The sequence below is a fragment of the Rhizobium oryzihabitans genome, assembly GCF_010669145.1.
In the GTDB taxonomy this organism is placed as follows: domain Bacteria; phylum Pseudomonadota; class Alphaproteobacteria; order Rhizobiales; family Rhizobiaceae; genus Agrobacterium; species Agrobacterium oryzihabitans.
The window spans coordinates 1,682,527-1,696,481 of the sequence record NZ_CP048635.1; the positions used below are offsets into that span (position 1 = coordinate 1,682,527).

12 protein-coding genes and 2 pseudogenes are annotated in these 13,955 nt (G+C 60.1%); 7 read left to right on the forward strand and 7 right to left on the reverse strand.

The features are described from left to right. The first annotated feature begins 45 nt into the window (after window positions 1–45). Window positions 46–738: a GNAT family N-acetyltransferase gene (locus tag G3A56_RS24330; RefSeq protein ID WP_082184873.1), complete on the forward strand. Its 693-nt coding sequence runs from the start codon at window positions 46–48 to the stop codon at window positions 736–738. Further along, window positions 725–955, forward strand: a complete 231-nt coding sequence (locus G3A56_RS24335; RefSeq protein ID WP_003499149.1) for a hypothetical protein — start codon at window positions 725–727, stop codon at window positions 953–955. The genes G3A56_RS24330 and G3A56_RS24335 overlap by 14 nt, the downstream gene beginning before the upstream one ends. A gap of 30 nt (window positions 956–985) precedes the next feature. On the opposite strand, the gene G3A56_RS24340 is transcribed toward G3A56_RS24335, so the two are convergent. The 3 genes from G3A56_RS24340 to G3A56_RS24350 form a co-directional block, all read right to left on the reverse strand. Beyond that, a complete protein-coding gene (locus G3A56_RS24340) occupies window positions 986–2,047 on the reverse strand; it encodes a nickel/cobalt transporter (protein ID WP_082184872.1) in 1,062 nt (353 codons plus the stop codon). Then, the gene (locus tag G3A56_RS24345; RefSeq protein WP_003499153.1) at window positions 2,041–2,682 is read right to left on the reverse strand and encodes a DUF1007 family protein; all 642 of its coding nucleotides are present in this window, start codon (window positions 2,680–2,682) and stop codon (window positions 2,041–2,043) included. Before G3A56_RS24345 ends, G3A56_RS24340 begins: the two co-directional genes overlap by 7 nt. Window positions 2,683–2,798: 116 nt before the next feature. Then, the gene (locus G3A56_RS24350) at window positions 2,799–3,977 is read right to left on the reverse strand and encodes a hypothetical protein (RefSeq protein ID WP_082184870.1); all 1,179 of its coding nucleotides are present in this window, start codon (window positions 3,975–3,977) and stop codon (window positions 2,799–2,801) included. Window positions 3,978–4,247: 270 nt separating this feature from the next. Here G3A56_RS24350 and G3A56_RS24355 point away from each other — a divergent pair, with 270 nt between their 5' ends. Then, window positions 4,248–4,535, forward strand: coding sequence for a hypothetical protein (locus G3A56_RS24355; RefSeq protein WP_003499157.1), 288 nt, complete (start codon window positions 4,248–4,250; stop codon window positions 4,533–4,535). A 265-nt stretch (window positions 4,536–4,800) separates the two neighbouring features. Next, window positions 4,801–5,982, forward strand: coding sequence for an MFS transporter (locus tag G3A56_RS24360; RefSeq protein ID WP_082184869.1), 1,182 nt, complete (start codon window positions 4,801–4,803; stop codon window positions 5,980–5,982). Window positions 5,983–6,162: 180 nt separating this feature from the next. On the opposite strand, the gene G3A56_RS24365 is transcribed toward G3A56_RS24360, so the two are convergent. From G3A56_RS24365 to G3A56_RS24375, 3 genes are all read right to left on the reverse strand, one after another. Then, window positions 6,163–7,155 carry a WD40 repeat domain-containing protein gene (locus G3A56_RS24365; RefSeq protein WP_082184868.1) on the reverse strand — a complete coding sequence of 331 codons (993 nt, stop codon included), beginning with the start codon at window positions 7,153–7,155 and terminating at the stop codon, window positions 6,163–6,165. A gap of 228 nt (window positions 7,156–7,383) precedes the next feature. After that, window positions 7,384–8,499: a CobW family GTP-binding protein gene (locus tag G3A56_RS24370; protein ID WP_082184867.1), complete on the reverse strand. Its 1,116-nt coding sequence runs from the start codon at window positions 8,497–8,499 to the stop codon at window positions 7,384–7,386. Window positions 8,500–8,614: 115 nt separating this feature from the next. Further along, complete coding sequence (locus tag G3A56_RS24375; protein WP_082184866.1) at window positions 8,615–9,415, reverse strand: creatininase family protein; 801 nt, start codon at window positions 9,413–9,415, stop codon at window positions 8,615–8,617. A 79-nt stretch (window positions 9,416–9,494) separates the two neighbouring features. Here G3A56_RS24375 and G3A56_RS24380 point away from each other — a divergent pair, with 79 nt between their 5' ends. The 3 genes and pseudogenes from G3A56_RS24380 (at window position 9,495) to G3A56_RS24390 (ending at window position 12,487) form a co-directional block, all read left to right on the forward strand. Next, entirely contained in the window at window positions 9,495–10,004 is a 510-nt protein-coding gene (locus tag G3A56_RS24380) for a MarR family winged helix-turn-helix transcriptional regulator (RefSeq protein WP_003499167.1), read from the forward strand. A gap of 131 nt (window positions 10,005–10,135) precedes the next feature. Continuing rightward, window positions 10,136–11,157, forward strand: a pseudogene (locus G3A56_RS24385) (LacI family DNA-binding transcriptional regulator). 367 nt (window positions 11,158–11,524) lie between these two features. After that, window positions 11,525–12,487 carry a 2-hydroxyacid dehydrogenase gene (locus G3A56_RS24390; RefSeq protein ID WP_082185976.1) on the forward strand — a complete coding sequence of 321 codons (963 nt, stop codon included), beginning with the start codon at window positions 11,525–11,527 and terminating at the stop codon, window positions 12,485–12,487. A 162-nt stretch (window positions 12,488–12,649) separates the two neighbouring features. Here the strand turns inward: G3A56_RS24390 and G3A56_RS24395 are convergent. Next, a pseudogene (locus tag G3A56_RS24395) lies at window positions 12,650–13,776 on the reverse strand (Gfo/Idh/MocA family protein). Window positions 13,777–13,955 lie beyond the last annotated feature (179 nt).

Below are 13,955 nucleotides of genomic sequence, written 5' to 3' on the forward strand. Positions count from 1 at the left end.
CCGCCCCGCTTGGCCTAATCCTTCTCCCAGACAATGGGGAAGAGAATGCGCGATCTGAGTGATTTTAGGGGATGTCCGGCGCCGCAGCCGGTGACGCTGAAGGGCCTTTATGTAACGGCGGAGCCGTTTGATCGCGACAGGCATCTTGCGAGGCTCTGGGCGGCACTTGGCGGCGAGGGGACGAATACGCTCCTCAAATATTTCCCGCAAAGCGCCTTTCCCAATGCCGACGCTTTCGGCGACTGGTTGTTGAGCGCGAGTGAGAAGCTCAACTGGGTCACGCTGGTCTTCATTGAAAACGCCACCGGCGATATCGTCGGCATGGCGAGCTACATGCGGCCCGATCCCGCCAATGGCGTGGTCGAGGTGGGCTCAGTCGCCCATGGTGCGAAGATGAAGCGTTCACCGCTTTCCACCGAGGCCCATTACCTGATGGCGAAACATGTTTTCGAGGATCTGGGTTACCGTCGCTACGAGTGGAAATGCCATAACGACAACGAACCCTCCAAGATCACGGCGAAACGGTATGGTTTCACCTTCGAGGGCGTTTTCCGCCAGCATATGATCTCGAAGGGTGCAAACCGCGATACGGCGTGGTTCTCGATGATCGACGGTGAATGGCCGCTGATCGGCAGGGCCTTTGAAATCTGGCTTTCGCCCGAAAATTTCTCCGCTGACGGCACGCAGAAGCGCAAGCTTGAGGATATTCGTGCGGAGCTTGCCAATGCCAGCGCCTGACAAGCCCACGCCGCAGAAAAAGGACGGGTCCCCGGCCGTTGCAGCTGTCCTCATTATCATCGGCTTCGGGCTGGTGTTTTACGTCATGCCGAAAATCATGCTGTGGCTGGGAAATTACTCGCCCTGGCTTGCGGCCGCCTTCGGCACGGTGGCGGTGCTGTGTTTCTTCCTGCTGTTCTGGCTGCGCGCCCGTTATCAGCGCCGTCGTGACGGCTAGGGCAGGCTGCGCAGTTTTACTGGAAATGCCCTAGAGCTGAAGCGACGCGCCGAGCAGCATCAGGCCCATCAGCAACACGAACAGCGCACCGGCGATCTCGATCGCGTGGCTGATGCCCGCCGCCTTGCGGCTTCCGGGGCCGGCGAAGCGCACGGCAAGACCCTTGGCCGATACGGCCATGATGGCAAGCAGCGACACGGTGATGGCGGTGCCGAGCGACATGGCGAGAACTGAGAGCACGCCGCCGAGATAGAGCCCGTTCAGGAGCGCAAAGCTCATGACGATGATGGCGCCCGAGCAGGGTCTGAGGCCCACCGCGATAATGGCCGACCATGCTTCGTGCAGGCTGAAGTTCTTGCCCTTCAGAAGCATGGGATCGGGCGCGTGGGATTTGCCGCAGGCCGTGCAGAGATCACCGGTGCCGTTGTGGTCGTGGTCGGAAAAAACCGGCTTGCCCTGAAACCTTAGACCTGTACCCATGCCGGTGGTCTTGGCTGCCGCCGCTTGCCCTGCCGCTGCGAAAATCGCGACCGGTTCGCGCCTGATGCGGAGTGACCAGAGTTTGCGTACCAGCAGCCAGGCGCCGAACAGGGCCACCATGGCAAAACTGGCGATCTCCATGGCCTGCGTGGCCTTCGTCATGGTGATGGAAGTACCGCGCAGCACCAGCCAGGCAGCGCCGACGAGGCCGATGGCCACCGCGCCCTGAAGGAGTGCGGAAACGAAGGAAATGAGAATGCCGCGTTTCAGCTGCGTTTCATTGGCGATCATGTAGGAGGAGATGACCGCCTTGCCATGGCCGGGGCCGGCAGCGTGGAAAACACCATAGGCAAAGGAAAGGCCGATCAGCGAGCCAAGCGCCCAGCCATCCTCGCGCATGGCTTTCAACGCACCGGTCAGCGCCCGGTAAAACATCTGCTGGTGCACATTGATCCACTGCATCAGCGGCGCAAAGGGGCCGCCGACGGAGAAGGACGGTTCGGCCGAACCGATGCCGAGCGGTGACTGGGCGTGGGCGGCGCCGGTAACGGCAACGAGACCGATGGCGACGATCATCAGCTGGCCGGCCAGGCGCCCGTTGCGGCTCAGCATGTCACCTCCAGCCGGGTGGCGAACATCTTGGTCATGTCGGTGCCGGTCGGATCGTTGAAAAAGGCGTCGGTCAGGGTGCTCTGGTTCTGGGCGAGCACTTCATCCGGATCGGGGCGGACGACATGGTGCTTGCAGGCGTTCAAATCCTTGCCTTCGGTTGCCAGATCGGCGTCTTTCGCAAAATCGATCGCCGTATACATGGTCGGATCCCAGGCGCCGAAGCTGAGCTTGCCCTTGATGGCGAGCGGCTTGGTCGGCTTCACGGAAAAGAACATCAGAATCTGGTTGTCCCTGTAATCGACGTGAATGGCCTCCGGCTTTCCGAACGCAACCGGTTTGCTGTCGGCGGTAATGAAGGTGTAGTAGGAATATTCGGCAAGCGATTCCAGCACGGTATTGCCGATTTCGGCGAGTTCGTCCTTGTCGAGCTTCAGGTCGCTGTTCTTGTCGTAATCCATCACCACGCTTGCCGAGAACATCTCGTCAAAGCGCCAGATGTTGCGCACTTCCTGAATGGTGCCGTTCGGCCCCTCGACGATTTCCATGCGCGCTTCGGCGAAAATATGCGGATGCGCCACGGCGGCGACGGGAACGGAGGTCAGGCCGGCCGCGAGAAGCAAAAAACGTCTTTTCATTATCCGGTCTGTCCTGCCTTCGAATCTTGAAGGTCTGACTCTAGCAGAAAATGGGACCGAATTTCGACCTGCCGCGCTCTTCCATAACAATGCGCCGGTGCAGACCAGCGAATGTTTCAGAAGGTGCCGCTGAAACGCGAGGTGACGCTGGAGCCGCTATAGGAGAGATCGGTGTCGCGCTCGCCATGCAGAAGGCGGTTGAATTCCACCTCCAGCTTGCTGTTTTTGCCTGTATCGAAGGAGAGTGTGGCAACCAGCCTGCGCTCGCTGCTGTCGTAATTATAATAGATCCAGTCCTTGTGGACACGCCGCAGCGAAAGATCGAGCCCCAGCCGGTCGGTAAGCCTGCTCTTTATGACGAACTGCCAGCGGCGATGGAACTCGGCAATGGGATCATCGGGGTCAAAAAGCGCATAGTCCTGCGAGAAGCCCGCTCCGAAGGCGATGCTTTCACTCGCCTTCACTTCCGCTTCCGCCCGAAGGTAGGGCCTGGTGCGCTTCACCTTGTCGCTGATTTCGTCGCCGGAGATGGATGTCAGGCCGGCCTCGGCCAGAACCGCGAAGTGCTCGGAGAATTTGTAACCATAGGCAAGCGAGCCGCGCAGCGTGCTGGCCGGAAAACGCTCATATCTCTCCTGCTGGCTTTCCGGCACGAGGATGCGGTCATAAGCAAGGGTCAGCCCGGCCTCGCCACCGGCAAGGGGCCTTTCATGCTCGGCCTTGAACGATAGAAGCGCTTCATTGGCCTCCAGGCGGGTGGGTTCGAAATAGGCGGGCTTGAACCGTGCCTTGCCCTTAATCAGGCTGGCAACGCTCGCCGTCAGCGTGGTCTTGCCGCCGAGCGCGAGAATGCCGAGCTGGGAGGAGGCCTCCAGCTTGTGATCCAGTTGCCGGTAACCAATGTCTTCCTCCGGCAGGTGTATGAAGATATCGCCGGCATCGCTGCGCGTACCCCGCAGTTCCACCGCCCATTCCAGCCGTTCGGAAAACCGCCTGGTCAGCCCCAGCGTGGCAATGGTGTTGTGTTCATTGGCGAAGCGGTAGCGGGGGAGGCGGACCTCCTCGTGATCGAGCGAATACCGCAGTTCCGCCCCTTCCAGAGCGATCTTTCCATTGAGCCCGAGCCCGGTGCGCAGCGACACCGCCTTCAGGCGATTGGTGTCGGCGAAATAATTGGTGTCGCTGGAGATGCCGGATCTGTAGGTGATGTTGTGTTCATCGGCCTTCTCGCCCGCCCGCACGATGCCGGTGCAGGCAAGCCCAAGAACAAGTGCGATGCATCCCCCCAGCCGCATTTGCATCTCCGGTTGCTAATTAAGCAATATCTTATAGTTGGATGGTTAACAAAGTCTCCGTCATGATTTTACTGCCGCAGCCGTAAAAGATAGAAGGCGGCACTGTAATTCCTTCAGAAGAGGCAAGCCCGGCTATGTAAAATTTTATTAAATTCATGAGTATTAGCGTTAATTATTTATTGTAACATTAGGCTTTGCTTGAATTAGAATCCTCTAATTATACAGTTGGACTACGCCAGAGGGCGTGATCAAACATAAGAGGAGAGAGAAATGATTGCTAAGTTTGCTTGCATAGCCGCTGTTCTTACTGTCGCTTCCGTTGGTCAGGCCAATGCCGGCGGTCTTCTGGGCGGCATCCTGTCCGGAAACAGCAACAAGGGCGGCGCGCTCGTTGTCGTCTCGCCCAGCATCGATCTGGGTGTCAGCGGTATCCTGTCCAATAACGGGATTCTGAACGGCAACAAGACCGGTATCCTGAACGGCATCCTCAACGGCAACAAGACCTCCGTCGATGTCATCGACAACAAGAATGACGGCGGCAAGAAGCGTCGCCACTGAATAAGCCAGATCGAAAATCGACAGGGATTTTCGACGGAAACGATGCGCGCAGGACATAAGCCGGGAACAAGCCTCGAGTTGCGTGTGTATGACGCATGGCGCTTCCGGCAAGAACAAACGGTGCATCGCAAGACTGGAAGGGGGCCTCGTGGCCCCCTTTTTTTGTTCGTGCTCTGCTTAAATGAAGCTATGGGCAGGCTTGAACCGCGCACCGTTTTGATGTGAAGGTGGGCTTCACGTCCTCCAAGCTTTCAGTCGATTCCCCATGCTACAGAAACGCGCTTCGCCGGACGCATTTGATCGTCAGGCCTATTTGATCGCGCTACTGGTCTTCGTTGCCGGCGGCACGAATGCGGCCGTCGTGCCATTTATCGGCTTTTATATCATTCAGGTTCTCGGTCATGCGCCGGCGACGCTCGGTCTTTACAGCGTGACCGCGATGCTGGCCTCGATCATTGCCAGCCGCATTTATGGCGAGCGTGTCGATGCCGGCGTGCGGGTGCGGCCATTGCTGCTTCTCTCCGTGCTTGGCGCCTTCGTCGCGGCAGCGGCGGCAACCTTCGGTCATCTGGCGCTGCTGGTGGCGATAACGGCAACCGGCATGGGGCTTTCCAACGCCGCCAGCACGCTCGTCTTCAGTTATGGCCGGTATCACGGCCGGGTAGAGGCGCTCGATACGGCCTCCTACAACGCTTTCCTGCGGATGATGGTGTCGCTGGCATGGATGCTGCTTCCGGCCGCCGCCTATCTGATCGTCGATCTCGCCGGCGCAAAGGCGGTGTTCCTGAATGCCATGTTGATGGCCGCCATCTGGGGCGGGCTGGCGCTTGCCATCGTGCCGCGTGGCCAGACTTGCCCGATGGAGCGGCGGGAGGAGGGGGAAGCCGATGCGGGGCGTAACCTGCCGCTGCTTCTGGCGGCGACGGCGAGCTTCTGCATGTCTTTCGCCCACTCCCTGTGCGCCTCTGCCCTGCCGGTGTTTCTGGTGCGGGAAGTGGGCCTGCCGGATTACGCGCCGGGCCTGTCGCTCAGCGTCAAATGCGCGATGGAGGTTCTGCTCATCCTGCTTGCGCCGAGGATCATGCGGCGGGTCAGCGCCCGTGTCCTTCTCTGCATCGCGGCGGTGATGGCGATCGTTGCCTTCAACATCATCGCCTCGGTCCAGACCCTGCCCGCCATGATTTTCGGTGCGGCGATGGAAGGCGCCTATTACGGCCTTTTCGCCGGCACGAGCCTGACCTTCATTCAGGGCTTTGCACGTGGCCGCACGGCGCGGGCGACGGCGCTCTACATGAATTCCATCTTCCTTGCCGCGCTGTTTGCGGTGCCGCTAATGGGGTTCGTGGCGCAATATGCCAGCTTCGGTGTCTCGATCCGGCTTGCCTCGGTGGGCGCCGGTGCCGGGTTGCTGCTGCTGTTCCTCACGCGCCGTCAGGTGGGCGAGTAAGGGCAATTCATCCAGCCGCCCTCATTCCTGTGCTTGTCACAGGAATCCAGTCAGCCCAAGTCCTTGGGCTGAAAAGACTCTTCCCCGCCACGCAGACGCGTGTCGGCTGGATTCCTGTGACAGGCACAGGAATGAGGGGAGTGGGCAGATCAGCCGGCGCATTGCGCGCCGGTCGCCGCCTTACGCCGAAATGTCGATAATGCCGCAATCGCCCGCTTCGGAGGCGAAGGCCAGCAGCTTGCCGGTGGCGCTCCAGTCCATGCTCGTGATGGCGCCCTTGCCGGGGCGGCGAAGCAGGGCTTCCTTGCCGTCGGCAAGGCGCACGCCCAGCACCATGCCATCGATGAAACCGATGGCCAGCACGTCTTCCACCGGGTGGAAGGCGACATTGGTGACCATGATGTTGGCGCGGGTGCCGAGCTCTTCCGGCGCCTTGCCCATCGGGCCGTCCTTGCCGGAAAATGGCCAGACGATGGCGGCCGGCGCGCCTGATGAGGCGAGCCATTTGCCCTTGGCCGACCAGGAAATGGATTTGACCTTGGCGGGATATCCCGTCATGCGCATGTGGCGGGCTTCCATGCCGCCCTTGGTCGCTTCCATCTTCCAGCCATGCAACGCGTTTTCCTGCATGGTGGTGACGAGGAACTTGCCATCGGGCGAGAAGGTGACGCCGGTATGGGCGCCCTTCCATTCCAGATCCACCGGATCGCCCGCACTCGCCACCCAATGCAGCGTCACGCCGTTATAACGGGCGACCGCAATGCGCAGGCCCTTGGGCGCAAAGGCGATGGCCTCCACCGTGCGTTCTTCCTTGAATTCCTTCACCGTGCCGTCGGAGAGGCGCACGAAGCTCGACTTGCCAACGCCATAAGCGACCGCCTTCTGCGGCCCGCCGGCAACGACGCCGACCCATTTGCGCGGCACATTGGCGAGCTCGCTGATGCTGCCGTCATGGCCGATCCGCAGCACGCGCCCGTCCTCGCCGCCGGAAAGCAGCGTGGCGCTGTAGGGATCGCGAACACAGGTCAGCAGCCCCTCATGCGCCTGCGTTACCTTTTCGCCGCCATCCAGCCGGTGAATGGTGCCGGCGGCGGTGGCAAACAGCGGAATGTCGCCGAGAAAATGGGTCGAGACCACGTGGCCTTCGATATCAAGCGGGGCAACAGTCGGCATGGGGCATCGGTCTTTCGTCTATGTGTTTTTCGTTTGGTGGATTTCGGTCGCTGACCAGGTCGGGAAGACCCGTTGTCGCGGTTTCAACCCGTGGCGTCATGGTCGGGCTTGACCCGACCATCCACATGCTGGCGGCAATGGGTCCTCGGGTCAAGCCCGAGGATGACGTCGAGCGTGGGGAAGGGAACCGGGAAGCAGCAGGAGCGTCCCGGTCTGTCCCTTAAAACCTCAGGCCGTTGCGAGGCAGGCGTTGAAGCTCTTTTCCAGTTTCTCACGGTCCAGTTCGCGGCCGATGAAGACGAGGCGGCTTTCGCGCTTTTCGCCGTCTTTCCAGGGGCGCTGGTGATCGCCCTCGATGATCATGTGGACGCCCTGCACCACGTAACGTTCCGCATCGCCCTTGAAGGCGATGATGCCTTTCAGGCGCAGAATATTTGGACCGTCGGTCTGCGTCACCTTCTGGATCCACGGGAAGAAGCGCTCGGGGTTCATCTCGCCGCCGCGCAGCGAAACGGATTGCACGGTCACGTCGTGAATTGCAGAAACCGCGCCATGGTGATGGTGGCCGTGGTCATGCCCATGATCATGATCGTGGTGATGCCCGTGATCGTGGTCATGATGATGGTGGTCATGATCGTGATGGTGGTGGTCGCAATCGGGACCGCAGGCATGGTCCTCATGGCCGTGTTCGAGGAAATGCGGATCGTTTTCGAGTGCACGTTCCAGATTAAACGCGCCCTGATCGAGAACGCGGGCGAGATCGACGCCGGAACGGGTGGTCTTGTAGATGCGTGCGGAAGGATTGATGGCGCGCACGATATCCTCGATGCGGGCCACTTCCTCCGGCGAAACGAGATCGGTCTTGTTGACGATCACGACATCGGCAAAGGCGATCTGGTCTTCGGCCTCGCGGCTGTCCTTTAGGCGCAGCGGCAGGTGCTTGGCATCAACAAGCGCGACAACGGCGTCAAGCTCGGTCTTGGCGCGCACGTCGTCATCCATGAAGAAGGTCTGGGCGACGGGAACGGGATCGGCAAGGCCGGTGGTCTCAACGATGATGCCGTCGAAACGGCCGGGCCGGCGCATCAGGCCTTCCACGACGCGGATCAGGTCGCCGCGCACCGTGCAGCACACGCAGCCATTGTTCATTTCGTAGATTTCTTCATCAGACTCGACGATCAGATCGTTGTCGATGCCGATCTCGCCGAATTCATTGACGATGACAGCGTATTTCTTGCCGTGGTTCTCGGAGAGGATACGGTTGAGAAGCGTCGTCTTGCCGGCGCCGAGATATCCCGTCAGGACGGTGACTGGAATGGGCTTGGCTGGTGCTGTTTCGGTCATGGAAAACCCCGCGTGGAGAAAGGCCGTGAAGGCCCCAAGGAAGAAGTGTTGTCGTCCATATAGGCGCGACGTCCGGGCAGTTCAAAGAGATTTTGGTCGAATTCTGCCAGCTTGTTCAAATTTTGTTATGAAATAACGTTATGTCAAAATCGTGGACGTCTTCAAGCAGTTCGACAAGGCCGCCGACCGCATGGGAGATGAGCCTTTCACCCTTTTCGGCTGAGGCGGCAGTGGCGTTTCCGGCGACACCGTCAGGGTTCAGATCGCTCATCAGCCAACCAAAGGCATGCGGCCCATAGGCGCGCAGATGCCGGAAGCGGTCGGCGAAATCGCTTTGCCGGGAAGGAAAGTCGGCCGCTTTTTCCATCGCCACCCGCTCCGGGCAAAGCGCCAGCATGACCGATGTCTCGATATCGCCGCCGTGGATGTCGATCGCCTTGTCTTCCGGCCTCACGATATCCGCTGGCACGCCGAAACGGGTCCAGCTGGTGGCGACGGCCAGCATGCCGAAGCGGGCGCGGGCCTCGGTCGCAACGATGGTCATCAACGGTGAATTGCCGCCATGGGCGTTCAGCATCACGAATTTGCGCACGCCTTTTTCATATTCGGCCTTAGCAATGCCGAGCCAGCGCTCAACGGCCTCGTCGTAACGCAACGTCCGGGTGCCGGGCACATCCATGTGTTCGATGGAATATCCGACGGGCTCCACCGGCAGGAAGGAGACGGGCAGATGGGCGGGCAAGGCAGCGGTGAGACGGGAGACGATGCCTTCGGCAATCAGCGTATCGGTCTCGAAGGGCAGGTGCGGTCCATGCTGCTCATGCGCACCCAGAGGCAGCACGGAAATTACACCTGTTGCGCGAAGATGCGGGTCTGTTACGTTTTCGTCGTGATATTGCGTGTATGAGTTTGGCATCTGGCAGTCCGCACGTGCATTCGGTAAGGATTTCCAGCAACATATATCGGTTCCGCCACAGGGTAAAAGGCACTCGCATATGAGCAAGGATAAAACTGGGCATAAGGACAAGGGCGCGAAGAAGGAAAAGAGCGGCAAGAAGGTAAAGGACGCCAAAAAAAGGGATGAGAATTTCAACCCTGAGGAACTGGCGCAATCCATCACCCAGGCCGCCCGCTCCATGCGCACGGCGCTGAGCCACAGCCTTGCCGAAAGCGGCCTTTATGCCGGGCAGGACGGCGTTATCCTGGCGCTCGCGCAGGAAGGCAGCCTGACGCCCGGGCAGATCGCCCAGAAACTCGGCGTCAAGGCGCCGACCATGACGCGCACCATCGGCCGCATGGAGGCCCAGGGCTTCGTGGAGCGCAGCGGCGACGACGAGGATGGCCGTGTCACGCTGGTGAAGCTGACGGAGGCGGGGCTGAAAAGCGTCGAGCATATCAATGTTTCCATCGCCAATTGTGGTGCACGGGCGATAGAAGGGCTTTCGGCCAAGGATATCAGGACCGTGGTTAAACTTCTCAAGGCGATCGACACCAATCTTCAATAATTTTGTTGAAATTTTTAAAATAAAACTCTGTTTTGTGGGTATCTCTTAAACGGGTTGCGGATTTTGTTTAAATTGTTTAATTGCAATTTAAACAGATACGTCGTCAACGACATGCGTTTGGGAGGAATGCCGTGGCCCAAAAGGTCAAACTGTCCACGATCGCCGAAAGTCTCGGTCTTTCGACCGCCACCATTTCCCTTGCATTGCGTGACAGCCCGCTGGTTGCCTCCGACACGCGCGACAAGATCAAGGAACAGGCGCGGGCGCTCGGTTACATCTACAACCGCCGGGCGGCCAGCCTGCGCACCTCGCGCTCCGGCATTGTCGGCGTGGTGTTCCACGATGTGATGAACCCCTTCTACGGCGAAATTCTGAAAGCCATCGAAAGCGAGCTGGACCGCAGCCGCCAGACCTTCATTCTTTCCAACCACTACGATTCGGTGGAGAAGCAGCGCACCTTCATCGAAACGCTGCTGCAGCTGGGTTCTGATGGCATCATCATGTCGCCCGCCATCGGCACGCCGATCGAGGATATGACGCTGGCCGAGGAAAACGGCATGCCCGCCATTCTGGTGGCCCGTTCCATGGATGGCGTCGATATGCCGACCTATCGCGGCGACGACAGCTACGGCATTTCGCTGGCGACAAATCATCTGATCAGCCTTGGCCACCGCACCATCGCCATGGTTGGCGGCACCGACCAGACATCCACCGGCCGTGACCGGTATCAGGGTTATGTCAATGCGCTGCGCAAGGCGGGTATCGAGGTCGATCCGAACCTGCGTATTCCTGGCCCCGCTCGAAGCAGGGCGGTTTCGAGGCGGCCGTACATTTCCTCTCCCTGCCGCAGAAGCCCACCGCCGCCGTCTGCTGGAACGATCTCGTCGCAATCGGCCTCATGAACGGCATTTCGCGTGCTGGTCTGGTGCCGGGTGTCGATATTTCCGTCACCGGCTATGACGATCTGGAAGAGGCGGCGATCGCCACGCCGGCGCTGACCACCGTGTCCAACGGACAGGCCGAGGTGGGACGTCTCGCGGCGCGGGCGCTGCTGGACAGGCTGGCCGGCAGCCACGAACCGGATGGCATCCACCTCATCAAGCCGGAAATGCGCATCCGCCAGTCGACGGGGCCTGTGCGGCCGCGGGTCTGAGTCTATCGCCCGGGAGTATGGATGCGGCAGGCTGCCTGTTCCTGGTTGTTCGCGACGTTTCCTTCTTCCGTCATTCCGGCCCTGAGCCGGGATCCCCAGCCGGCGCGCGTCTGCGCGACGGGAAGAGCCCTTTCAGCCCAAGGACTTGGGCTGGCTGGATGCCGGATCAAGTCCGGCATGACGGATGTGCATGTGGTGCAAAAAAATAGGCATGAAACTTCCGTCTGCCCCATAGCATCCCCTTATTGCCCTTTTCACGGCCGCCGTTGTTTGAAAAGATCGCGGCCCGGAGGAGCGGGATGGCGAGTGGTTCGCCTGAAGTCCGGCTCCGGTGATATTGGAATGCAATCAGGAGGAATATCCACTCATGTCTGACAGACAAGCCGTCGTTCTCGTTCCCGGCAAGATCAATCCGCGCGTCCTCGAACGCCTCGAAGGCAAGGTCGAGATCGTGACTGTGCCCGCCGGTGCCGAGCCGGTTCTGCCTGAAGGTGCAGCCGAGCGCGTCAATGCCATCGCCGTTTCCGGCGTCGTCAACGCAAAGTGGATCGATGCGCTGCCGAAGCTTGAGATCATCGCCAATTTCGGCGTCGGTTACGATGGCGTCGATGCCAAACACGCTGCCACACGCGGCATCGTGGTGACCAATACGCCTGACGTGCTCAATGACGAAGTGGCGGATACGACGATTGCGCTGCTGATCAATACCGTGCGCCGTCTTTACCAAGCCGAGACCTGGCTTCGCGACGGCAAATGGGTTGGTGAAGGGCCCTTTGCGCTTTCGCCATTCTCGCTGCGCGGCCGCAAGGTCGGCCTCTTCGGCATGGGCCGCATCGGCCAGGAAATCGCCAAGCGGCTGGAGCCTTTCAAGGTGGAGATCGGTTATCACACCCGCAGCAAGCGCGATGGCCTCAACTATACCTATTACGGTTCGCTGAAAGAGATGGCGGAAGCCGTCGACATCCTGATCTGCATCGTGCCGGGCACGCCGGAAACGCATAAGGCAATCAATGCGGAAATCCTTTCCGCGCTTGGGCCGCAGGGCGTTTTCGTCAATGTCGGCCGCGGTTCCAGCGTTGATGAAGATGCGCTTTTAGAGGCTCTGAAGAGTGGCGCCGTGGGTGCCGCCGGCCTCGATGTCTTCTATGCCGAGCCGAAGGTGCCGGAAGCATTCCTGTCGCTGCCGAATGTTTCCCTGCTGCCGCACGTCGCGTCCGCCTCCATCCCGACGCGCAATGCGATGGCCGATCTCGTGGCCGACAATATCCTCGGCTGGTTTAAGGACGGCAAGGTACTGACGCCGGTGCCGGAAACGCCGGTCAAGGGGTGAGGCCGGAACCTCCACGCACCGTCACCCTGGACTTGATCCGGGGTCCAGCATGATCAACTCTTTGATCATAAAAGACTCCTGTCACGGCGCAGACGCGCCGTGGCTGGATGCCGGATCAAGTCCGGCATGACGGAGGAGACGTTTTCGCCCTTTGTGGGCGTTCTATTCCGCAATCTCCGCGCTTCCCACCCAGCGCCCTTCGGCAAACGACCGGGCCATGGCATGGATGCTGCGCTCGATCTTCAGCCCTTCCTCGAAGTCGATGATATGCGCCTTCTTGCCCTCGATGGCGGCGATGAGTTCGCGGCATTCGATCACTTTCAGGTCGTTGAAGCCGAGCCCGTGGCCGGGGCGGGGATGAAGCGGTCATAGGGTTTGTGGTGCGGGGCGGCGAGGATGGTTCTGAAACCCTGCTCCTCCGGGCGTCCATCCGTTGTGTAGAGCTGGAATTCGTTCATCCGCTCCTGATCGAAAAGGATCGAGCCGGTGGAACCATAAATCTGGATGGCGATGCGGCCTTTGCGGCCCCAGGCCGAGCGGTTGGCAATCAGCACAGCGGAAATGCCGCCTTCGAGCTTCAGGAGAACGCTGGCAAGATCATGCGTCTCGACAGCGCGCTCGCCACCGCCGGAAAGCGGTCGTGTCGCATAAGGTTTCACCATATCGGTGATCGCGCTTTCGGCATGGCCGAACAGGGAAAACAGCAGTGACAGCGGGTGAACGGCGAAATCATCCAGCGCGCCATAGCCGGATGAGGCCTCGCTCTTCCAGTAGAAGGGCTGGGTGGCATCCGCCATGAAGTCCTCATCCATCTCGGCGCGGACATGATAGACCTTGCCGATCGCGCCTTCGTCGATGAGGCGGCGCATATGGCGGATCATAGGGTTCTGGATGTAGTTGTAGCCCATGGCCGCCGCCTTGCCGGACCGGCGGGCCGCATCGCGCATCTTCACCGCGTCAGTAAAGGCGGGCGCCATCGGCTTTTCGCACCAGACATGTTTGCCGGCATCGAGTGCGGCAATCGCCATTTCGGGGTGAAAGGCATTCGGTGTGGTGACGGAGATCACGTCAATCTCGGGATCGGAAAGCAGATCGCGCCAGTTGCCTGTCGAGCGGGCGAAACCGAACTCGGCGGCTTTCTTTGCGGCAAGCTCGGGATTGACCTCCGCGAGCGTGACCAGCCGCGGGCGCTCCACATCGCCGAAGACGCTGGTGACGTTGTTCCACGCCAAAGCGTGGCACTTGCCCATGTAACCCGTGCCAATAAGGCCAACGCCAAGAGCGGTCATTGTCTTTCCTCCCTAAATTGTTAGAATGAAATCAATACGTTCGATTGCTTGTTTCTCTGCGGCAATCGCGGCACGGACCTTCTTCGCCCCTCATTCCTGTGCTTGTCACAGGAATCCAGCCGACGCGCGTCTGCGCGGCGGAAAGACTCCTCTCAGCCCAAGGACTTGGGCTGGCTGGA

Excerpts from the sequence above, each read along its gene's own strand:
- G3A56_RS24330 (WP_082184873.1), top strand. The coding sequence starts at position 46 with ATGCGCGATCTGAGTGATTTTAGGGGATGTCCGGCGCCGCAGCCGGTG.
- G3A56_RS24355 (WP_003499157.1), top strand. The coding sequence starts at position 4,248 with ATGATTGCTAAGTTTGCTTGCATAGCCGCTGTTCTTACTGTCGCTTCC.
- G3A56_RS24350 (WP_082184870.1), bottom strand. The coding sequence starts at position 3,977 with ATGCGGCTGGGGGGATGCATCGCACTTGTTCTTGGGCTTGCCTGCACC.
- G3A56_RS24360 (WP_082184869.1), top strand. The coding sequence starts at position 4,801 with ATGCTACAGAAACGCGCTTCGCCGGACGCATTTGATCGTCAGGCCTAT.
- G3A56_RS24390 (WP_082185976.1), top strand. The coding sequence starts at position 11,525 with ATGTCTGACAGACAAGCCGTCGTTCTCGTTCCCGGCAAGATCAATCCG.
- G3A56_RS24345 (WP_003499153.1), bottom strand. The coding sequence starts at position 2,682 with ATGAAAAGACGTTTTTTGCTTCTCGCGGCCGGCCTGACCTCCGTTCCC.
- G3A56_RS24335 (WP_003499149.1), top strand. The coding sequence starts at position 725 with ATGCCAGCGCCTGACAAGCCCACGCCGCAGAAAAAGGACGGGTCCCCG.
- G3A56_RS24375 (WP_082184866.1), bottom strand. The coding sequence starts at position 9,415 with ATGCCAAACTCATACACGCAATATCACGACGAAAACGTAACAGACCCG.
- G3A56_RS24370 (WP_082184867.1), bottom strand. The coding sequence starts at position 8,499 with ATGACCGAAACAGCACCAGCCAAGCCCATTCCAGTCACCGTCCTGACG.
- G3A56_RS24340 (WP_082184872.1), bottom strand. The coding sequence starts at position 2,047 with ATGCTGAGCCGCAACGGGCGCCTGGCCGGCCAGCTGATGATCGTCGCC.
- G3A56_RS24380 (WP_003499167.1), top strand. The coding sequence starts at position 9,495 with ATGAGCAAGGATAAAACTGGGCATAAGGACAAGGGCGCGAAGAAGGAA.
- G3A56_RS24365 (WP_082184868.1), bottom strand. The coding sequence starts at position 7,155 with ATGCCGACTGTTGCCCCGCTTGATATCGAAGGCCACGTGGTCTCGACC.